Origin of the sequence: Sutcliffiella horikoshii (genome assembly GCF_019931755.1) — a bacterium.
Lineage (GTDB): Bacteria > Bacillota > Bacilli > Bacillales > Bacillaceae_I > Sutcliffiella_A > Sutcliffiella_A horikoshii_E.
The window spans coordinates 2,989,831-3,011,479 of the sequence record NZ_CP082918.1; the positions used below are offsets into that span (position 1 = coordinate 2,989,831).

A 21,649-nucleotide genomic window follows, 5' to 3' on the forward strand; every position below is an offset into this window, starting at 1 on the left:
AGTTTGAACAAAAAATAAGGAGGACAAAATTTGGGTCACAAAGTACATATTTTTCTTATCGCCCTTTTATTATTTTCTACCATTTTTTCCTTTTTGGACCCTTCCACTGTGCAGGCGAATAGAACTGTCGTAGTGGCAACTGATGTATTGAACGTGAGGGAGACTCCGGATGCAAATGGCATCATCATTTCTAAAGTCCAACGAGGGGAATCCTATCCTGTTGTAGAGAGCCAAGGAGAATGGCTGAAGATACAAGTCACTTCCTCTAAGGCCGGATGGGTGGCGTCATTCCTAGTCACAGAAAGCAGCGAGGGGGCTCGTTCCACTGCATCAAGATCAGGCGATGGTGCCAATGTTGAAATTCTGACCGATGACCTACGTGTTCGATCAGGTCCAGGTACAAACTTTTCAGTTGTAGGTTTTCTACATGCAAGCGCGACATCAGTGCAATACCTGGAGGAAAATGAAAACTGGGTAAAAGTTCATTCCGACGGAGTAGAAGGTTGGGTCGCGAAAGAATTTGTGACGATTCTTGCTAAAAAGAAGAAGAAGTCACAGCCTGAACCTACCGAGTCCACCGAAGAAACCGAAGGACAAAGTGCCACTATCACAACGGACGGCTTGAACATCCGGAGTGAACCATCAACACAAAGCGAAGTTCTTGGCTCTTTATCAAGTGGTCAACAGGTAGAGGTTCTTGCGATTCGCGGAGAATGGCTGAATATTTCTTATGACGGAACAGTTGGCTGGATACATAGCGATTACGCGAATATTATTAAATCCCCTTCTGATTCTGGCACACAAGGCTCAGATTCACCAAAAGCCGAAGCAACTATAAAAGTGGCCGGGCTAAATGTAAGAAGCGAACCGACACTTAACGGGAAAGTATTAGAACAACTTTCTGCAGGTACCGTTGTCATGATCATCAGTGAGAGAAACAACTGGTGTGAAATAGAATATGACAATGGGAAAACGGGATGGATCGCTGGGTGGTTTCTAGAAAAAAGCGGTGTTTCATCTTCAACTCCATCCCAAAGCAATGATGGAACAATCGTAATCGTTGATGATGCAACCAATATCAGAAGTGCACCTTCCACCGATTCCAAAGTGATATTGCGTGCAGACGAAGGTGAAGAATTCTCCATTGTAGCTGTGGAAGACAACTGGTATAAAATAAAGCTGCATGACGGATCAGAAGGCTTTGTTGCCGGCTGGATAGTCGCAACGAAAGGAAACGCAACCAGCATAAAAAGAGCTGGTGCGGAACAATATTTATCTAATAAGGTAATAGTCATCGACCCTGGTCATGGCGGCAGAGATGTCGGAGCTATCGGTGCACAAGGAACCTTTGAAAAGGATCTAACCCTTAGAACTTCCCTGCTACTGCAAGACAAATTGAAAGCTGCAGGTGCAACAGTCTACATGACTAGAATGTCCGATACATCGGTCCCTTTGCACTCAAGACCGCAAATGGCGAACTATCATGGCGCAGACGCTTTCCTGAGCCTCCATTATGATAGTATTGATGATACGAGCGTTACCGGGACCACTACTTACTATTATGGTCCTTCTGATAAGAACTTGGCAGACAGTGTGCATTCCTCCCTTGTACAATTTACAAATTTACGAGACAGAGAAGTACGCCAAGAAAACTACTTAGTATTGAGAGAAAGCATGCAACCTTCCCTGCTTTTAGAACTTGGGTATATCAGTAACCGCGGAGAGGAAATAACCGTCCTTTCAGGTGACTTCCAGGAACGGGCATCCACTGCAATATATCAGGGGTTGGCTCAGTATTTTAGAGGGAATTAATTAGCTGAAAAGAATGTAGAGGACCTATGAAGTTTCAGGTCCTCTTTTTTGTGATTGTGATGGGGCTATTTTCGTTATTGTGACATTTTAAGCGTCTATTGTAACTTTTTCGGAGGTTATTGTGACTTTTACAGAAGCTATTGTAACTTTTTCATAACTTATTGTGACTTTTTCATCGGTTATTGTGACATTTGTACAACATGACCAACTCCCCCCCACTCCTTCACAAAAAAAGCCAGCCACACACCTCCAATTAAAGGCATGCAACCAGCTTCAAAAAATCATTTACTTTCCACAATCAACGTAACAGGTCCATCATTGACAAAATCCACGTCCATCATGGCACCGAACCGGCCTGTCTCAACAACTATACCTTTTCCGCGCAACTCTTCGTTAAACGCTTCATAAATGGTTTCTGCATGTTCAGGCTTTGCAGCGTCCATAAAATTAGGACGGCGGCCCTTGCGGCAGTCGCCATATAAGGTGAACTGAGATACAGACAAAATCTGCCCCTTCACATCAAGTAATGAAAGGTTCATTTTATCCTGCTCGTCTTCAAAAATACGGAGGTTTGATACTTTTTCCGCAACATAGGCTGCATCTTCAATCGTATCCTCATGAGTGACGCCAACAAGTAACATCAGTCCACGATCAATTTTCCCCACTACATCACCAGACACACGAACTTCCGCTCTCTTCGCTCTCTGTAATACAACTCTCATGTCAAAAGAACCTCTCTTACTGCATTATTCTTCGAACAGCATAAATATCGGAAATCTGTTTGATCCGCTCCACGACTTTATGCAAATGATTGATATTATGAATAGCAATTGCCATATGAATCGTTGCCATCTTATTACGATCAGAACGGCCGGAAACTGCCGTAATATCGGTCTTCGTTTCGTTAACCGCCTGCAACACTTCATTTAACAAGCCTCTGCGATCATAGCCTGTTATTTCTATTTCCACATTGTACTCGCGGTTGTCTTTAACATCACTTTCCCAGTCTACATCAATAAGACGGTCATTCGTGCCTTCAGCTTCAACGTTTGCACAATCTGCACGGTGGACGGACACACCACGCCCTCTTGTGATGAAACCTACAATCTCATCCCCAGGTACAGGATTACAGCACTTAGAAAGACGAACAAGCAAGCTGTCAATTCCTTGCACGACTACACCAGCATCTTTGCGCTTTTTGACTGGAGCTGTTTTCTTTTTCTCTGCATTTTCAGTGATATCTGTAATTTGTTGTTCTTTATCACGCTGACGACGCTGCTTTTCAGTCAAACGGTTTGCCACTTGTAGAGCGGTGATTCCGTTATACCCGACTGCGGCAAACATATCATCTGCTGTCATGAAGTTAAACTTTTCCGAAACGCGGGTAATGTTTTCTGTATTCAGAATTTCCTTTAAGTCAAAGTCCATTCCCTTGATTTCTTTTTCAACAAGGTCACGGCCTTTTTCCACATTTTCCTCACGACGCTGTTTCTTGAAGAACTGTCGGATTCTATTTTTCGCCTGGGAGGTTTGAGCAAGCTTCAACCAGTCCTGACTCGGCCCATAGGAATGCTTGGACGTCAGGATCTCAATGATATCACCAGTTTTCAATTTATAATCCAATGTGACCATTTTACCGTTCACTTTGGCGCCAATCGTTTTATTTCCGATCTCGGAGTGAATACGATAAGAAAAATCAATCGGCACAGATCCGCTAGGAAGCTCGATAACATCGCCTTTTGGTGTGAAAACGAACACCATATCAGAGAACAGGTCAATTTTTAACGACTCCATGAATTCTTCTGCATTTGTCGCATCATTTTGCCACTCAAGAATTTCACGGAACCATGTTAATTTTTCTTCAAAAGATGCACGGTCATCTGCTTCTTTGTCCTCTTTATAGGCCCAGTGTGCAGCGATTCCGTATTCTGCAATCTGGTGCATCTCACTTGTACGGATCTGCACTTCCAAAGGATCTCCCTTTGGTCCGATCACAGTTGTATGCAGGGACTGGTACATATTCGGTTTTGGCATGGCAATATAATCTTTAAAGCGACCAGGCATCGGTTTCCAGCATGTGTGAATGATTCCAAGAACCGCATAACAGTCTTTGATACTGTTAACAATGATGCGGACAGCTAATAGATCGTAAATCTCGCTAAACTGCTTGTTCTGTTTAGCCATTTTACGATAGATGCTATAAATATGCTTAGGGCGACCGGAAAGCTCCGCAGTGATTTCCACTTCTTCAAGACGGTCGTTTACTTCATTCATAACCTCGGAAATATACTGCTCACGCTCTGCACGCTTACGCTTCATCAGGTTAACGATGCGATAGTATTGTTGTGGATTTAGATACCGTAATGCTGTATCCTCAAGCTCCCACTTAATTTTACTGATCCCCAGTCGGTGGGCAAGCGGTGCAAAAATTTCAAGAGTTTCGTTCGAAATCCGACGTTGTTTTTCTTGCGGAAGATGCTTCAATGTCCTCATATTATGAAGACGGTCTGCAAGCTTAATTAATATGACGCGGATATCCTGAGCCATCGCCACGAACATTTTTCGATGGTTTTCTGCTTGTTGCTCTTCCTGGGACTTGTACTTAATTTTCCCAAGCTTCGTCACACCGTCCACAAGCATCGCCACTTCGGCATTAAAGGCTTCCTTGATCTCCTCCAAGGTAACGGACGTATCTTCCACTACATCATGAAGAAACCCAGCCGCAATGGTGGATGGATCTAGATCAAGGTCCACAAGGATTCCTGCGACCTGTATTGGATGTATGATATAAGGCTCACCGGATTTTCGATATTGTTCTGCATGAGCGTTTTTCGCAAACTCATACGCTCTTTCCAAAAAGGCAATGTCCTCACCCTTTAGATAGCGCCTCGCATTATCTATCACCTGGTCTGCAGTTAATACTTGCTCATTTGCCATATTTCTACTCACCTTTTTGACTTTCTTTTTTTATTTTACTAGACATATCCTATTAAAAAAGCGCAAGCGCCTATGATCTTTATTTTAATTTCTTACCATTATGGACAGAAATCTTTCGTTCTTTACTTGAATAGAACAAAAAAGTATATTGTTTTTATTATCGTGAAATTTTATGTAGATGTAAAGAGATTATGAGGGAAAAATAAAGATTTGTCGACAGATTTTTCAGGAATTGGTGTAAAAAATATACTTTTCTAATAAAAGCGGCCTTTTTACCTATCATTTCATTTTATTTATGTTAGCAGGAAATAGTACTAGGCCGTTATCATCATATATGAAAAAAACTAGAGCAATCCGATTGCCCTAGTTCTTTTTAAAAATTAATATTTCATTAATGTAAGAATATCGAATCCGTCTAGTTTGCTGCGTCCATCCAAGTAGGATAGCTCGATAAGGAATGCAATACCTGCAACTACTCCGCCAAGCTCTTCAACAAGCTTGATTGTCGCTTCGATTGTACCACCTGTTGCAAGTAGATCATCTGTAATCAATACGCGTTGACCAGGCTTGATCGCATCTCTATGGATAGTCAGTACATCTTTACCGTACTCCAAACCGTATTCAACACGAGCTACTTCACGTGGAAGTTTCCCTTCTTTACGAACCGGCGCAAAACCAACTCCTAAAGAGTAAGCTACCGGACAACCAATGATGAATCCACGTGCTTCCGGTCCAACAATTAGATCTACTTCTTTATCGCGAGCATATTCAACGATTTGGTCTGTTGCATAACGGTATGCATCACCATTGTCCATTAACGTTGTAATATCCTTGAACTGTATACCAGGTTTTGGCCAATCAGGAACGATTGTTACGAATTTCTTTAAATCCATCTTCTATTTTCCTCCTATGAATGAACAGTGCATTGCTTGGTTAGATGCTGATCAAACCACACTTTTAATTGTTTATATGAAGAATATAAAAACAAGTTTTCAAGCATCACTTGCTGTTGCTTTTTACGATAAGTTGGAGACTCTTCAAAGTCCCTTTTTTTCGCTGCATGGTTTAATGCGATAAAACCCTTGTCTATTGTAACAAATTCTAAGTCAAAAAACACCTGTGATATGAAATCCACTGTTTCTTTTGACCAGCCTCGGTGTTTGGCGATATCTTCTGCATGCTTTCTGAGGTCAAAGGAACCTTTTTTAGCAAGTAATGCGTAAAACCATTTAAAGTGCTCTCTCGTCGGGATGGTAGAAAAGAAATGGTTCTCCTTTTGATAAAAGGACGCATAGATTCGCTCAGGCGTACTATTTTCTAATAAATTTGATAGGAGCGCTTCTTCAGAAGGGATATCCAGTATGACAACATACTTTCCTGTCAAATCTTCTTTAGTATCATTTGTTACCATATTTGCATATGGTCGTAAATCAGCATGCAGATTAATTTCTTCCAAAGTAGATTCATTAAAATATAGGATGTGGAGTTTTGTTTTATCTATTCCATTTAGCGTTTGATTTAACTGTTTAATGGAACGGATATCAAAAAGCTGCCAATCTGTCACTCTGATATCTTTCAAAAAAAGTTGAGGCTTGCGGAAATTGTTCCATTCATTGATAGAGAGTTCTCCCAAAACGTCAAGAGATGCCCCAGGGGAGACGTGATGATACGTTTCTCCAAAGCCAAAGCCTACACAATCTAGTGAACTGCCATCCTGTTCAATGACCAGTTTCAAATGATTGCTTTTGTTTCCGATTTGGCGAATTTGTTGTGGCAAGACACCTTTTACCAGCACTTTTGGTTTTGGATTGGACACTCCGAATGGAGCAAGCATTTCCAACTGCTCTATTGTTGCAAGTGTTACCTCTTCCACTTTGCATTCAATATCAACGTCCGTAATAGGAGTGAAATCTTCATCTGTCAGAATTTCTAACGCCTTTTGATTCATTCTTTGTCTGAGCTCATTTACATCTTCTATTTTCAACGTCATTCCGGCCGCCATTGGATGTCCACCGAAATGAGGCAAAATATCCCGGCATTCCGAAAGGTTTTCAAAGAGATCAAATCCGGCAATGGAACGCGCAGAACCTTTTGCCAACCCTTTATCCTCATCAAGGCTAAGCACGATGGTTGGTCGGTAAAAACGGTCCACAAGGCGTGATGCCACAATCCCGATCACTCCTGCATTCCAATTATTTCCCTCCACAATAATAAAACCATTATCCTCTGGCGGGTATTTCTCTTCCACCTGTTGAATGGCTTCTTCGGTAATCTGGGTCACAATTTGCTGTCTCTCTTTGTTGTAACTTTCCATTTCCTCTGCAAGCATTTTGGCTTCTTCAGGATCATTTGTCATAAGAAGATGAACTGCCGGGTCTGCATTGTCCAGTCGCCCTACCGCATTGATTCTCGGTCCGATCGAAAACCCTACTGTCTCTTCTGTTACCGTATGCAATTCCACTCCGCATTTTTGAAGAAGCGCCTTTAAACCGACACGTGTGGTCTGTTGCATCTTTTTGATTCCTTTAGAGGCAAGCAGTCTGTTCTCCCCGACTAACGGGACCAAATCGGCAATGGTTCCGATGGCTGCCACATCAAGGAGGTGCTCCGGATTTTTTCCGAGGAGTGCATGTGCGACCTTGTAGGCAACACCAACACCAGCAAGGTCATCAAACGGGTAAGAGCAAGTTTCTTTTTTCGGGTGAATGATCGCAAAAGCATCAGGCAATTCTGGTCCAGGCTCATGGTGATCGGTGATGATAAGGTCCAACCCTAGTTCTTTTGCCACTTTTGCTTCATTGATGGCAGAGATTCCTGTGTCGACTGTGATAATAACAGAATATCCATTTTCTTTTGCTTGTTTGAAGGCATTTTCATTTGGCCCATAGCCCTCTGTAAAACGGTTTGGGATATAAAAATCAACCAGTGCACCGATTTCTCGTAACGCAGTCACCATAACGGTGGTACTGCTGACTCCATCTGCATCATAGTCGCCAAACACAAGGATCTTCTCTTCCTTTGCAATCGCTTGATTTACTCTCTCCACGAGCTTGTCCATATCCTCCATTAAAAAAGGATCATGAAACTCTTGATCATTTGTATATAAAAATTCTTTTGCTGCATCTATCGTGTCAAACCCTCTGTTTACCAAAAGGGAAGCAATAAGAGGGGCAATATCTAAAGACTGCGCTAATTGCTCAACCTGTTCCATACTCGATTCATTTACATTCCATCTTGATTTAGAAGCTAACAAACTAATTCCTCCCTTAGCGTTTCTTATTATACTAGAGAGTTATAGTAGCTTCAATAACCACCGCAGAGGTACCTGACCCCAAAAACAAACAAACTATATACTTACCACACCCAATGCTGGGGTCTGGTACCGCACTTATGCTCTTCTACCCTTCTCAACAAAAAAACACAGGCCCACTACCGCGACCTGCGTCTCTCCCCAACTGTTTCCACCGTATTCTTATCCTTATCCTCAACCACCGGCTCTACTCCAGCCTGTTCCCCAGAAACTCCTTTATGCTTCTGCTGCATCTGCCGTTTAACCTTAACCACCTGATAAATTCCAATAGACCCGGCAATAACAATGCCCATCAAAGTCGAAAATAATATGACTAACACCAACGGCCATTCCGCTGTGCCGAATAAATAGTTCACCTCAACAGGTGCCACATTTAATACTGCGAAAATGGCTACAACGATGGTGAAAAGAACTCCCGCCAATAGATACCATTGCGTCTTCATATAAATCTCCCCCTCAATTATTCAGAGTATGGATTGATATGCACAAACACATCCTGAACTTCTCTATTTTCAACGAGTTTTGCCTTCACGTTTTTACCTATTTTATGACCATCTTCCACCGTAATGTATGGATCAACGGAAATTTTTAAATCAATGATGACATAATGACCATGTTCCCTTGCATGCAAACTGTCAATTTTCATCACACCAGGCACAGTTAAAACAACCTCACGAAATTCTTCCGTATCTTCCTCATGCATGACATGGTCCATCGTATTGTGAATGGACTCTGAACCAAGCTGCCAAGAAATCTTTATAATCATGAGAGCTACCACTATCCCTGCAACAGGGTCAAGATATACTAACCAGTCAACTCCGATATACCCTCCCAAGACAGCACCGGCAATACCTATTAGAGCTGCGATGGAAGAGAAGACGTCTGATCTATGTTCATATGCATTGACGATGATGGCGTCACTCTTTATTCTTTTTCCCAAATTGTACTTATATCGAAACATTATTTCTTTAACGATGATGGAAAAGACAACTACATAAATGGCTAAAGCTTTTGGTGCCTGGATCGGTTCAAAGAAAGCCTGAAAAGACGATTTGCCAATTTCAAACCCGACGATCAATAAAAGAACCGCAACAATAATGGCAGCAATATTCTCTGCCTTGCCATGTCCATATGGATGATCTTCATCAGGAGGCTGCTTGGCTGCCCTCAAACCTATGTATACTGCCAAAGATCCTGCAACATCAGATGCAGAGTGAACAGCGTCCGCTACAAGTGCCCGACTGTTGGCAACTACACCAGCCCAAGCTTTTAGTCCGGCCAACACGATGTTTCCGACCACTCCTACCAACGCTGCAAATTCGGCCTTCTTAAATCGCTCATTATGTTCCATTACGACACCCCTTTGCATTCTCTACTTTCTATTGTACCCGAAATAAGGCAAATCCTTCTAAAAATCATACAAATAAAAATGTCACAGCGCGTGTATCAACCGCTGTGACATTTCTCATTATACTTCTGGCTCCGGATCTTCTACAGGAGCTTTTCTAGGTTTAGTAATTTGTTTGTATTTCCAATTCATCCACAGCTGTGCTGCGATGAACAGGGAAGAATACGTACCTACAATCAATCCAACTAATAAGGCAATGGAGAAATTAGTAATCGACTCACTGCCGAAAATAAGCAAAGCAATGACTGCAATAACTACCGTTCCAACCGTATTAAGGGATCTGACGAAAGTTTGCTGTAAACTTTTGTTCACGATTTCTTTTAAATCTTCATATGTTTTAACCCGCTTTTTCTTTTTCAAGTTTTCACGGATCCGGTCAAACGTAACAATCGTATCATTGATCGAGTAACCGACAATGGTCAACAAGGCTGCAATGAATGTGATATCCACTTCCAGTCTTGTTAAACTGAAGAACGCAACGATAAAGAAGGCGTCATGGAACAATGCCACAATGGCAGCAAGTGCAAACATCCATTCAAATCGGATGGTTACATAGATGATGATTCCAACAGCAGCAATCAGAATGGCAAAGAACGCATTCCTTGCAAGTTCTTGACCAACTGTTGGGGAAACCGTACTAACACTTGGTTCCGAGCCGTATTTATTTTGTACATACTCTTTCACTTCTGCTATTTCTGTCTGTGAAAAATCATCCACATATCTAGCAACAGCAATTTCGTTATTATTTCCTGCAAGAACCACATCTTTCGGCTCCAACCCAATGGAACCTAATTCTTCTGTAATCTCTTCAGCTGTCAGGCTTGTTTCACTTAAGATTTCCACCCTTGTACCACTGGCAAAATCAATACCAAGGTTTAAGCGGAAGACAGCAAGTACTATAATGCCGGCAACAATCAAAGCTCCTGAAAGCATAAAGAACTTCTTGCGATGCTTCAAGAAATCCCAGTTATCAAATCGGTTTGGAGCTTCCGTCTGCTCATCCGTCATATTGATATCAAGGATATCCTCTTTTTTCACACCAAATAGATGCGGCTTATTATTCATGAATCTGCTGTTCACCCACAGGCCAAGCAATAGTCTTGATCCGAAAACAGCTGTAATAAAGCTCAATAGGATACTGACAATCAACATAGTTGCAAACCCTTTTACAGAGCTTGTTCCGTACACGAACATTACCCCTGCTGCAAGAAGCGTTGTTAAGTTGGCATCCAAAATGGTTGAAAACGAGTTTCTGCTACCTGCTCGGAATGCGGACATCGCAGATCTTCCAAGCTTTAATTCTTCTTTAATCCGTTCATAGGTGATGATATTGGCGTCTACTGCCATCCCTACACCAAGAATCAACGCGGCTATACCTGGTAGTGTAAGAACCCCATTCATCAATTCGAACACAAGCAAGATTAAGAAAATATACGTACTTAATGTTACAACCGCCACCAAGCCAGGCAAACGGTAGTATACAAGCATGAAAATAAGGATAACACTAATCCCTATAATACCGGCAAGGACCGTTTTCTGAAGTGCAGTTTCCCCGAATTTAGCTCCTACAGACGTGGAATAGATTTCTTCCAACTCAACAGGTAAGGATCCTGCATTCAGTAGGTCTGCTAACTCCTTCGCAGATTCAATCGAAAAGTTCCCTGTAATCTGCACGTTTGTTTCATTTAACACACGATCTACACCAGCAGCAGAAAGGTATTTAGGATCCTCTTTGCCAGCTTCCGCTTCATAAGAATCCACGCCTTCTTCAAAATCCAGCCAAATAACCATCAAGTTGCGCCCAACACCCATATCACGAACTTGACGTGTGATGTCCCCAAATTCTGAAGCAGAACGAAGCGTCAGAGCCACACTTGGAGCATTGTTTTGGTCAAAGGACTGACTTGCTCCTCTCTCTGCGAGGGCCGAACCATCCATTAATAAGTTGTCATCCACATCACGGAAGGTTAATTTTGCTTCTGTGGACAACAGTTCCCTTGCCTTGGACTGGTCTTCCACTCCGGCAAGCTGGACACGAATACGATTATCGCCCTCGATTTGGATGTTCGGTTCACTGATACCTAACACATTTACCCTTTTATAAAGGGCACTGACCGTACTTACAAGCAAATCACGATCCACTTCACTATTTTCATTGATAGGTTTTACTTCATACAGGACCTCAAAGCCCCCTTGAAGATCAAGACCAAGTTTAATATCTTTTGTAATTGGATTCGTAAACACTCCAATTGTGCTTCCAATTAGAATAAGAAGTAAAAAGAATGCTACTATCCGTCCTCTTTTGACCATTCGTGAAAAATCCTCCTTCTGCACTTACAATCGATGAAATAACTTCCGCTTTTATGGACACTTGGCTTCTTACATGCTTCACGTATAATTATGTAAAATAGTTAATTAAAGCCGTTTCAATGCCATCATGTACCATTATGATTCATCCATTAATGCCTGTCAATTTTTGCTGAAAATTTAATCTTTTTGTGAGGTAAAATAGTTTGGTGCTTTGTACGCTTCGATGGTGATGTAACTCATATAGTCGGTGACTGATAAACTGTACACATCATTGACCAGTTCAAACAGTCTTTTGGTTTCGGGGCGCTTCCATTTCTTTTTCGTCAAGCATTCCCACAATTCATCCTCTGAGACGGTGTCATAGCCGAAAAGCTGAAATTCTTCCAGCTTGCTCTGCAAAATTGGACCCAGGTCGTACCGGAAAAGGTCATAAGCATGTTCATTGGTTTCTTTTTTCATTGTTGATTGAACCCCCATTCAATTCACTCTCTCATTTTATGCTTATTTCTAATAACCTTCTTTCCTTTCACTAGCACCTTGATAATACTTGTCATGCTTGGCCCACTCTTGTGCATATAGATAATTGTATATGATAAGTCAGTAATTGAGAAGGCAGGGAATGGCATGACAAAGCAAACATTTTTAAGAGGGACCTTAATTTTAATTATTGCCGGTTTGATCACAAGGGTTTTAGGGTTTGTCAACCGGATCGTGGTAGCAAGGTTTATCGGGGAAGAAGGCGTGGGACTATACATGATGGCAGTTCCTACACTTGTACTTACCATAACCATTACCCAACTTGGCTTGCCTGTTGCCATTTCCAAATTGGTTGCCGAGGCAGAAGCCCAGGGCAATCACCGGAAAATCAAAAAGATTTTGGTCGTATCCCTTGCCACGACTGGAGCGCTCAGTATTATCTTCACTCCCGCCATGATTCTCCTCGCTCCTTACTTATCCAATAACCTATTTACAGATCCTAGAACCTATTATCCATTAATGGCAATTGCACCTGTAGTTCCGATTATCGCGATCTCTTCTGTCCTTCGCGGCTATTTCCAAGGAAGACAGAATATGAAACCATCCGCCATTTCACAGGTCATCGAACAAGTGGTTAGGATTTCTTTGGTTGCCGCTTGTACAAAAGCATTGCTTCCATATGGTATTGAATATGCAGCAGCAGGCGCCATGCTTTCCGCAGTCGTTGGAGAACTGATGTCCTTGCTTTATATGCTTTTTATTTTTAAAAATAAAAAATCTTTCCGTTTGCGTCGAAAGTTCTTTAACTATGTTGGGGAAGGAAAAGAGACATTCCGTGATTTGATGCGGATTGCCCTTCCAACTACGGGAAGCCGAATGATAGGTTCTGTTGCCTGGTTTTTCGAACCAATCGTCGTTGCCCAAAGCTTAGCTATTGCCGGTGTGGCTACTGCCATGGCCACCAAACAATACGGTGAACTTGTTGGATTTGCGCTTCCATTGATGATGTTGCCGTCCTTTATTACTTATTCCTTATCCACCGCCCTCGTTCCTGCCATAAGTGAAGCAGCAGCGAAAAAAAATAGCATCCTTATTGAACATCGTCTTCAACAAGCATTAAGGCTTTCCTTTGTCACAGGCGGACTGGCAGTGGTACTTCTCTTCGTTTATGCAGAGCCTATCATGTTATTAATGTATGGCAGCAGCAAAGCGGCCATCTATATAAAAGTCATGGCACCATTCTTTTTGTTCTATTATTTTCAGGGACCGCTGCAGGCAACATTGCAGGCATTGGATCTTGCGAAAGCAGCCATGATCAATAGCTTTATTGGTGCCGCAGTGAAAACAGCTGTGATCTTTGTTTTGGCGAGCAAGCCTGCTTTTGGGATCATGGGAGCGGCACTTGGAATTGTGATCGGAATGATGCTAGTTACCTTGTTGCATATGGCCACCATCATGAAGGCCCTTAATTACTCGCTGTATATTCGTGATTATGTAAAAAGCTTCATTACCATGGGGATTTGCGTAGTTGCAGGGATGTGGATGGTCGACCATTTCCTGCTGGGTCTTGGGGTTGGGCAACGGAGCGGATTGATGATTATTTTGACATGCCTTCTGTATCTCGTTCTATTATTAGTCTTTGGATTAGTAAAAAGAGAAGAACTTGCAAGGCTGCCTTTCTTGAAAAAGTGGCTGGCGAGGTAGTGAGTTTGCCAATCGGGGTGTTTAGAATTATCAACTTCTAAACACCCTTTTATTCATCAATCAAATCGATAAAAAACACTCCGTTATCATAGCTGCAATAAGAAATCTTATGTAAATCTTTATATCCAATAGCTCTTAATTGCTGCCTAAGCCAAAGATTGGTTTTACCGATTCGTTTTAAATGATCTTCTTGAATGACTCCGTCCATCACAAGCGGCAGGTTCATGGAATCCTCTTCATCAACAGGAATTCCCTCTTCCTTCTTTTTCTCAAATACCGATAGTTTTCCTGAAGGTTCCAAAATCGCAAACTCTACATCGGCCACATTTTTCACATTCTTTTCCCTGAGCTGGACAAGCAGGTCATCGAAGTTATAGCGTTGTTTTTTCATTGCCTCTTCATCTATTTTCCCATTATTGATGATGACAGTAGGTTTTCCATCAATCAGAACTCGGAATCGTTGGCTTTTAAGTGATACAAAGGCAAGCAAGATCTGAATTCCCATTAACAAAAACATCGGAAGCAGCGAATGAATCAGTGGGTCTTTCGGGTTTTCAATCGCCATGACAGCCATTTCGGCAATCATGATAAAGACGACCAAGTCCAAGACACTCAATTCCCCTATTTCTCTCTTCCCCATGACACGAAAGATCATGAGAATAAGGAAATATAGAAAAAGGGTTCTCGCGATAATCAACACGTATTCTTCCATTACACCCACCTCTTCCGAACAAGACAATTATATGTTTAGCTTTCACCCAAAAAATATTTATATTCTATTATGTCTTTCTTGTGAATATGCTTGTATTACTTAGCATGTACTACGAAAGGGGAAAAGTACGCATGGAATCAAAACGACTTAGTTTAGCTATCATGTATGGCTTAATTACCGTTTTTATGTTGGCTATTGTCATCAGTTTTATATTTTCCTTACTTCTGCGGTTCACGTCACTTCAAGAAACTAGTGTGGCATGGATCATTGTGACTTTATCATTTATAACGCTGTTTATCGGTGGATTTATCTCCGGCGGGCGTGGAAAAGAAAAAGGGTGGCTGCTTGGCGGAGCAACAGGTGGTGCATACACACTTGTCATTTTTCTTTTTCAATACTTGGGAAATGACGCCCTGTTCACCATGCAACAAATGTTGTTTCATCTTGGATTTATCGGAATCGCCGCTCTTGGGGGAATTATCGGAGTGAATGTTGGCGGTGGTTATACTTCCAAAGCCTAATGAAAAAGAGCATGAACCCCAAATGGGAACATGCTCTTTTTTCACATTAGTCTTGAACTACATCTCTAACCGCTTGGCGGTCGTATGTAAGACGAGATCCGTCTCCTGCTTTGATGACAATCTTGTCCTCATCCAATGCATCCACGATACCGTGTAATCCACCGATTGTAACAACTTTGTCCCCTTTTTGCAGGCTAGTCTGCATTTCACGAACTTGCTTTTGACGCTTTTGTTGTGGGCGAATTAACAAGAAGTAGAAAATAGCAAACATTAATACTAAAGGTAAAATAGCACCAGCCATTCCTTCCATGTTGTAACGCCTCCTTTCTCATCAGTCATGTATGGGAAGAGATTTTAGAAGTTCTTTGCATTCGGTTTATTGAATCCATATTTCTCAAAAAACTCTTCTTTGAAGTCCCCCAGACGATCTTCGCGGATCGCTTGTCTGACATCCTCCATTAATTTTACCAGAAAATAAAGGTTATGGTAAGTTGTTAGCCTAATTCCCAAAGTTTCGTCACATTTGATTAGGTGACGGATGTAAGCTCTGGAATAATTTGTGCAAGTATAGCAGTCGCACTCTGGATCAAGTGGTCCAAAGTCACGTGCAAACTTCGCATTTTTAACCACCAATCGGCCTTCACTTGTCATTAATGTCCCATTTCGTGCAATTCTAGTCGGCAATACGCAGTCAAACATATCAACCCCGCGAATCGCTCCGTCAATCAGGGAATCAGGAGATCCAACACCCATCAGGTAACGCGGTTTGTCTGTCGGCAACCAAGGCGTCGTGAATTCAAGCGTGCGGTTCATGACATCTTTAGGCTCTCCTACAGATAAGCCCCCGACTGCATACCCAGGGAAGTCCATAGATACTAGGTCTTGTGCACTTAACTTACGTAGATCCTCATATTCCCCACCTTGAACGATTCCGAACAGGCCTTGGTCTTGTGGACGCTGATGTGCCTCTAGGCAGCGTTCAGCCCAGCGTGAAGTACGTTCCACTGATTTTTTCATATATTCATGTGTTGCAGGATATGGAGGACACTCGTCAAATGCCATCATGATATCAGAGCCAAGGTCGTTTTGGATGTGCATCGCTTTTTCTGGTGATAGGAAAAGCTTGTCTCCGTTCATATGGTTGCGGAAGTGTACTCCTTCTTCTTCGATTTTACGAAGGTCGCTCAGACTGAACACTTGGAAACCGCCTGAGTCCGTAAGGATGGCGCGATCCCAGTTCATGAATTTGTGGAGTCCGCCTGCTTCTTTGACGATTTCGTTACCTGGACGCAGCCATAGGTGGTATGTGTTGCTCAGGATGATTCCTGCTCCCATTGCTTTGACGTCTTCTGGTGACATTGTTTTTACTGTGGCAAGTGTTCCTACAGGCATGAATACTGGTGTTTCAAAGCTTCCGTGTGGTGTGTGGACGATTCCAAGGCGTGCGCCTGTTTGTTTACATGTTTTGATTAGTTCGTATCTGATTGCTGTCATTGTATTCTCCTTAGGATTTCTATAAAGCATTTCATTGATTTGGCAAACTCCTGTAGATTTCCGTTCCGGGTGTTCGCTTTCCGCGGGACGGTGCTTGAGCCTCCTCGGCTTCGCCTGTGGGGTCTCAAGCTACCGTTTCCCCCCGCCGGAGTCTCACACTCTGCACTTCAATCTACAGGGGGACCTTTATTACAAAGAAACAGCCTCTTTCATTTTTATAAAATTAGCATGGCGTCGCCGAAGCTGAAGAAGCGGTATTTTTGGTTGACAGCTTCTTCGTAGGCGTGCATGACGTTTTCGCGGCCGGCAAGTGCGCTGACAAGCATGATTAGCGTTGATTTTGGCAGGTGGAAGTTTGTGATCATGCCATCAATGGCAGCAAACTTGTAACCTGGGTATATGAATATGTTTGTCCATCCGCTCGCCTCTTTAAACTCGCCATGATCACGTGCGATCGTTTCAAGTGTTCGTGTAGAAGTGGTGCCGACTGTGATGATTCTTCCGCCATTGCTGCGAACATCATTCAAAAGTCGCGCAGTGCCCTCTGACATCTGGTAAAACTCTGCATGCATATCGTGTTCTTCAACGGAATCCACGCTCACCGGGCGGAATGTTCCAAGTCCAACATGAAGGGTAATGAAAGCAGTATGTACGCCTTTATCCTTCAATGCATCTAGCAGTTCTTCTGTAAAATGAAGACCGGCAGTCGGAGCCGCTGCTGAACCAGTTTCCCTTGCAAAAACGGTTTGATAGCGGTCGCGGTCTTCTAATTGTTCTTTTATATATGGCGGCAGGGGCATTTCTCCCAAACTATCTAACACTTCATAAAAAATGCCTTCATAGCGGAAATCAAGCTTTCTGCCGCCATGCTCGCTTTCGCCTGTGCAAATGGCAGTTAAACGACCGTCACCAAAGGAGACAACAGTGCCTTCTTTTACACGTTTAGCAGGCTTGATGAGGGTTTCCCATGTGTCGCCTTCTAATTGTTTCAATAGAAGTACTTCAATTTTTGCTCCTGTTTCACTTTTCACGCCAAAAAGTCTGGCCGGCAGTACTCTTGTGTCGTTCAGGACAAGGCAGTCGCCTTCTTTTACGTAGTCCAAGATGGAACGAAAAGTGGGTTCGTGTGTTAGGTTGCCTGTTTCTTTGTTGAGTACCATTAGGCGTGATGCTTCTCTTTGTTCTAGTGGTGTTTGTGCGATCAGTTCTTCTGGTAAGTGGAAATCAAATAAATCTATCTTCATAGTGTCACCTTTTCTTGTTTGCTATCTTAGTATCTCGTTAACTCCTGTATCCTTGCGTTCCAGGTGTTCGCTTTCCGCGGGACGGTGCTTGAGCCTCCTCGGCTTCGCCTGCGGGGTCTCAAGCTACCGTTGCCCCCCGCAGGAGTCTCACACCTTGCACTCCAGTCTACAGGAATATTCCTATCTAAATCGGCCAATAAAATAAAATATTAGACTGAGTACGATGCTGATGATGATGGAGGTTACGATTGGGAAGAAGAAGGTTACATTCCCTTTTTTTACGACGATGTCTCCTGGGATTTTTCCGACCACTTGCCAGAGGAATCCTACGATTAAAAGTACTGCTCCGACTACCATCAGCATTTTAGGCAGTTCCATTATTCTTTTGGCACCTCCATATTGAAATGACGGTACACCAAGTCTGTCACTACCCGACCACGTGGAGTCCGTTGCAAAAATCCAATTTGAAGAAGGTATGGTTCATACACATCTTCAATGGTATGTGATTCTTCTCCGATCGTTGCTGCGATCGTATCCACTCCAACAGGACCACCACGGAATTTTTCAATGATGCCCATCAAGAGCTTTTGGTCGATGTGGTCTAATCCAAGTTTATCAACCTGCAAGCGATCTAACGCCTCTTTTGCAAGAGAAGCACTAATCGTATCTTTTCCTAAAACTTGGGCAAAATCCCTCACCCTGCGTAATAGTCGATTGGCGATACGCGGAGTTCCCCTTGCTCTTCTGCTTATCTCTGTGGCTGCGTCTTGCTCAAGGCCAATCTCCAGAATTTGTGCCGTGCGCAGACAGATTTCTGTTAGCTGCTCTTCGTTATAATATTCCAGCCTGCTCAGTACCCCAAAACGGTCTCTAAGCGGTGCCGTCAATAAGCCCACTCTTGTGGTAGCCCCAACGAGCGTGAAAGGAGGAAGATCCAGACGAACAGACTTTGAGGTTGGTCCCTTTCCTATCACGATATCTAAACAATAGTCCTCCATTGCAGGATAAAGAACTTCTTCAATGGACCGGTGAAGACGGTGAATTTCATCAATAAAAAGAACATCACCCGGTTCTAAGGCAGAAAGTATTGCGGCAAGATCTCCTGGCCGCTCAATGGCAGGTCCAGCTGTGGTGCGAAGTTGAACCCCCATCTCATTTGCTATGATGGCTGCAAGTGTCGTTTTCCCGAGTCCTGGAGGGCCGTAAAGCAGAACATGATCCAATGTTTCCTGGCGCATTTTTGCCGCTTGGATGAATACTTCCAGGTTCTCCTTCACTTTATCTTGGCCAATATATTGCTGCAGGGTTTGTGGCCGTAAGCTAAATTCTAAAGAATGCTCCTCTAAGGTTGCATCCTGCGATACCATGCGATCGTCCATCATGTGGTTCCCCCTTTCTTAAAACAGTGTTTAAAGTCCCCTATTATTTCAAGAGCAGCTGCAATGCCCTTTTTACATATTGATCTGTAGATAGGTCTTCCTTTTTCAAGGCGGGAACAATTTTTTTGATTTCCCGGTCGCCATAGCCCAGTACTTTCAAAGCCTCTAAAGCTTCGTCCAAAGCAGAGCTGGTAGCTGTAGTGACATTCACCTCTACATCAGGCTGAAATAGATCTGGAAAGGCACTTGGAACAAGGTCGTTCAGTTTTCCTTTTAGATCTAGTATGATTTGTCTTGCTGTTTTCTTTCCCACACCCGGGAATTTTACGAGGAATTTTTCGTCCTCATTTTCTATCGCATGGACCACCTGTGCTGGCTGACCCGATGCTAAAATGGCAAGTGCGCCTTTTGGACCGATGCCTGTAACGTTCAAAAGCTTCATAAACAAATTCTTATCTTCTCTTGTTTTGAAACCATATAGGGCCAAAATATCTTCCCTGACATGTTGATATGTATAAATGGTCACTTCTTTGTCGCGGTCCACCTGATAGATGAAAGGGTTTGGTGCATTCACCTGATAACCCACTCCCATCACTTCCACCACGACGTATTCCGGTGACACGTATTCGACAAATCCTCTAATAAAATCGATCAACGTAAAAATACTCCCCTTTTCGTTCAGCTTCTACTCTTCATTTTACCATGAATAGAAGAAACAATCGGCTCAAAAGAAAAAGATAGCATATTTTAGTACAATTGTTAAGGTATTTCACCTTGTCTCAGACCAACGCGAAAAACAGACCAGCAGAACGCCGGCCTGTTTATTGTTTTTTTGTCGTATACGGCTTGAATGTCTCCAGAACCTGTACGTAATCATCTTTGGTTCCCACCTTAATTCCACCCTTTAATTGCTCGTGTTGGTGGCTTTCCAGTTTCCCTACATCAATCTGGAAAAAGGATTGGATGATCTTAGATGCCTCTGTCGGCTTTCCTTCATAGATAGTGAGGATCCCCTCTTCTGAAATTCCAAAGTATCCATTGGATTTCAATAAAGGTGATATGTCATCAATGTATTGTTGGAACACAACTTGTTCCCCGTCTAGGTCAATAACTTGCCAGCCCTCGTATTGAGCCCAAAAGTCCTCCATTGCCCACACTGTCTGGTCCACAATCTCCTCACTTACTTCGCCATCCAAGTAAATTCGCTCCAACACAACCTTCACCGTTAATGGACCGTTTACTTCAAACGCATCCTCAAGTACTTCTTCATCCACATATTCATTCTCATCTGCTGCACCTTCATAAGTGGCAAACGTATAAAGCAATCCAGACGCGGCAACGAACACTACTACCAGAAGGATCCACTTTTTAAGTATGATGGGTTTCATTGTTACATTGCCCCCTCACATTCTCATTAGTTTAATTTCTATTCCAATAATTTATTGTTCTTATCTTTTTTAGTTTGACCATATTTAGGAATATTAACCATGAGTATAAGGGAAATTTTCAACATAGAAAAAAACAGCCCCTAAACTGTAAGAGGCTGTTCGTAAAAAGGTTACCTTGTCATCGTACGATAAATCCCACGCATCGTGTCATCCAAATCACGCAAATGCCATTCTCCATTACGCAAGTCATTGTCCACACTTCGGACTGTACTGTACACACTTGGATCAGCGGCAACGCGCAGCTCTTTATTTTTCAAAAGAGGTTCAACCGCATCCCGTACCTCACGTTTTAATTGACGTGTATCATTTGTCCCATCTTCCGGGTTAATCGCAACAAGAACTTCATCCCCATTAATTAATACACGAGCATCATCGACTCCATCTACCTTCGAAGCACGTTTCACGATTCGATCTGCCAGTTTTCCATCATAATTGTTGTAATAGGATGGATTTCCGACATTTTCGATTCCGTTAAGATGTCCATGATAGTTCTTGTCTGTACGACTGTAATGCGGAGTATCGTATCCGATATCCATCATACCGCCATTATTACGGTTTGTTGCATTTCTGACTCCATTATCTTTGTTACGTCTTACTCTGCTTTCGTCATAGACAACAGAACGGTCCAAAATTTCGTTCAAAGGACCATCATTATCTTCCAGAAGACGGGCATTGCCCCTTTCTTCCGGTTCACGACGTGTACGGTCATTGTTTACATAAGGATTGTGTTCGCTTGTATAATACCCAATAGGTCTTGTTTCCTCATAATACCTATTGTCTGTTGCACTTTCGTTTTGGCCGCATCCTGCTAGACCGCCAACTAATAGTGCCGCAGAGGTTACAGTGAATAGTGACTTCCTCAATGTAAAAACCCCCTAACGAGTCAGTTGAGT

Annotated in this window: 20 protein-coding genes; 3 read left to right on the forward strand and 17 right to left on the reverse strand. The window is 42.7% G+C overall.

Annotated elements, in window-relative coordinates; all coding sequences use genetic code 11:
• The first annotated feature begins 30 nt into the window (after nucleotides 1–30).
• Nucleotides 31–1,812: an N-acetylmuramoyl-L-alanine amidase family protein gene (locus tag K7887_RS15440; RefSeq protein WP_223490351.1), complete on the forward strand. Its 1,782-nt coding sequence runs from the start codon at nucleotides 31–33 to the stop codon at nucleotides 1,810–1,812.
• Between the two features lie 281 nt (nucleotides 1,813–2,093).
• Here K7887_RS15440 and dtd read toward each other — a convergent pair whose 3' ends face one another.
• The 8 genes from dtd to K7887_RS15480 all read right to left on the reverse strand — a co-directional run bounded on the left by dtd (nucleotide 2,094) and on the right by K7887_RS15480 (nucleotide 12,236).
• Nucleotides 2,094–2,534: a D-aminoacyl-tRNA deacylase gene (gene dtd, locus K7887_RS15445; RefSeq protein WP_223490352.1), complete on the reverse strand. Its 441-nt coding sequence runs from the start codon at nucleotides 2,532–2,534 to the stop codon at nucleotides 2,094–2,096.
• Nucleotides 2,535–2,550: 16 nt separating this feature from the next.
• A complete protein-coding gene (locus tag K7887_RS15450; protein ID WP_223490353.1) occupies nucleotides 2,551–4,749 on the reverse strand; it encodes a RelA/SpoT family protein in 2,199 nt (732 codons plus the stop codon).
• 380 nt (nucleotides 4,750–5,129) lie between these two features.
• On the reverse strand, nucleotides 5,130–5,642 hold the full coding sequence (locus tag K7887_RS15455) for an adenine phosphoribosyltransferase (protein WP_010195994.1): 513 nt from the start codon (nucleotides 5,640–5,642) through the stop codon (nucleotides 5,130–5,132).
• 14 nt (nucleotides 5,643–5,656) lie between these two features.
• Nucleotides 5,657–8,002 (reverse strand): single-stranded-DNA-specific exonuclease RecJ, encoded by a 2,346-nt coding sequence (gene recJ, locus K7887_RS15460; protein ID WP_223490354.1) that lies wholly within the window; start codon nucleotides 8,000–8,002, stop codon nucleotides 5,657–5,659.
• Nucleotides 8,003–8,178: 176 nt separating this feature from the next.
• Nucleotides 8,179–8,502 carry a LapA family protein gene (locus K7887_RS15465; RefSeq protein WP_223490355.1) on the reverse strand — a complete coding sequence of 108 codons (324 nt, stop codon included), beginning with the start codon at nucleotides 8,500–8,502 and terminating at the stop codon, nucleotides 8,179–8,181.
• A gap of 17 nt (nucleotides 8,503–8,519) precedes the next feature.
• On the reverse strand, nucleotides 8,520–9,410 hold the full coding sequence (locus K7887_RS15470; RefSeq protein WP_223490356.1) for a cation diffusion facilitator family transporter: 891 nt from the start codon (nucleotides 9,408–9,410) through the stop codon (nucleotides 8,520–8,522).
• 117 nt (nucleotides 9,411–9,527) lie between these two features.
• Nucleotides 9,528–11,777, reverse strand: a complete 2,250-nt coding sequence (secDF, locus tag K7887_RS15475) for a protein translocase subunit SecDF (RefSeq protein WP_223490358.1) — start codon at nucleotides 11,775–11,777, stop codon at nucleotides 9,528–9,530.
• Nucleotides 11,778–11,954: 177 nt separating this feature from the next.
• On the reverse strand, nucleotides 11,955–12,236 hold the full coding sequence (locus K7887_RS15480) for a post-transcriptional regulator (protein WP_169292471.1): 282 nt from the start codon (nucleotides 12,234–12,236) through the stop codon (nucleotides 11,955–11,957).
• 165 nt (nucleotides 12,237–12,401) lie between these two features.
• Here K7887_RS15480 and spoVB point away from each other — a divergent pair, with 165 nt between their 5' ends.
• The gene (gene spoVB, locus K7887_RS15485; RefSeq protein WP_223490360.1) at nucleotides 12,402–13,958 is read left to right on the forward strand and encodes a stage V sporulation protein B; all 1,557 of its coding nucleotides are present in this window, start codon (nucleotides 12,402–12,404) and stop codon (nucleotides 13,956–13,958) included.
• 49 nt (nucleotides 13,959–14,007) lie between these two features.
• Here spoVB and K7887_RS15490 read toward each other — a convergent pair whose 3' ends face one another.
• Nucleotides 14,008–14,670: a DUF421 domain-containing protein gene (locus K7887_RS15490; protein ID WP_223490362.1), complete on the reverse strand. Its 663-nt coding sequence runs from the start codon at nucleotides 14,668–14,670 to the stop codon at nucleotides 14,008–14,010.
• Nucleotides 14,671–14,801: 131 nt separating this feature from the next.
• Here K7887_RS15490 and K7887_RS15495 point away from each other — a divergent pair, with 131 nt between their 5' ends.
• Nucleotides 14,802–15,191 (forward strand): TIGR04086 family membrane protein, encoded by a 390-nt coding sequence (locus K7887_RS15495; protein WP_223490364.1) that lies wholly within the window; start codon nucleotides 14,802–14,804, stop codon nucleotides 15,189–15,191.
• A 46-nt stretch (nucleotides 15,192–15,237) separates the two neighbouring features.
• Here K7887_RS15495 and yajC read toward each other — a convergent pair whose 3' ends face one another.
• The 8 genes from yajC to K7887_RS15535 form a co-directional block, all read right to left on the reverse strand.
• On the reverse strand, nucleotides 15,238–15,501 hold the full coding sequence (yajC, locus tag K7887_RS15500) for a preprotein translocase subunit YajC (RefSeq protein ID WP_010195975.1): 264 nt from the start codon (nucleotides 15,499–15,501) through the stop codon (nucleotides 15,238–15,240).
• A 44-nt stretch (nucleotides 15,502–15,545) separates the two neighbouring features.
• On the reverse strand, nucleotides 15,546–16,685 hold the full coding sequence (tgt, locus tag K7887_RS15505) for a tRNA guanosine(34) transglycosylase Tgt (RefSeq protein ID WP_223490366.1): 1,140 nt from the start codon (nucleotides 16,683–16,685) through the stop codon (nucleotides 15,546–15,548).
• 215 nt (nucleotides 16,686–16,900) lie between these two features.
• Nucleotides 16,901–17,929, reverse strand: a complete 1,029-nt coding sequence (gene queA / locus K7887_RS15510) for a tRNA preQ1(34) S-adenosylmethionine ribosyltransferase-isomerase QueA (protein WP_223490368.1) — start codon at nucleotides 17,927–17,929, stop codon at nucleotides 16,901–16,903.
• A gap of 180 nt (nucleotides 17,930–18,109) precedes the next feature.
• Nucleotides 18,110–18,310: a DUF2905 domain-containing protein gene (locus K7887_RS15515; protein ID WP_034774776.1), complete on the reverse strand. Its 201-nt coding sequence runs from the start codon at nucleotides 18,308–18,310 to the stop codon at nucleotides 18,110–18,112.
• Nucleotides 18,307–19,308, reverse strand: coding sequence for a Holliday junction branch migration DNA helicase RuvB (ruvB, locus tag K7887_RS15520; protein WP_223493673.1), 1,002 nt, complete (start codon nucleotides 19,306–19,308; stop codon nucleotides 18,307–18,309). The genes K7887_RS15515 and ruvB overlap by 4 nt, the downstream gene beginning before the upstream one ends.
• Before the next feature lie 43 nt (nucleotides 19,309–19,351).
• Nucleotides 19,352–19,963: a Holliday junction branch migration protein RuvA gene (ruvA, locus tag K7887_RS15525; RefSeq protein ID WP_223490370.1), complete on the reverse strand. Its 612-nt coding sequence runs from the start codon at nucleotides 19,961–19,963 to the stop codon at nucleotides 19,352–19,354.
• A 166-nt stretch (nucleotides 19,964–20,129) separates the two neighbouring features.
• Nucleotides 20,130–20,696 (reverse strand): intercompartmental signaling factor BofC, encoded by a 567-nt coding sequence (locus K7887_RS15530; protein ID WP_223490373.1) that lies wholly within the window; start codon nucleotides 20,694–20,696, stop codon nucleotides 20,130–20,132.
• 170 nt (nucleotides 20,697–20,866) lie between these two features.
• The gene (locus tag K7887_RS15535; protein ID WP_223490375.1) at nucleotides 20,867–21,619 is read right to left on the reverse strand and encodes a YhcN/YlaJ family sporulation lipoprotein; all 753 of its coding nucleotides are present in this window, start codon (nucleotides 21,617–21,619) and stop codon (nucleotides 20,867–20,869) included.
• Between the last annotated feature and the right edge of the window lie 30 nt (nucleotides 21,620–21,649).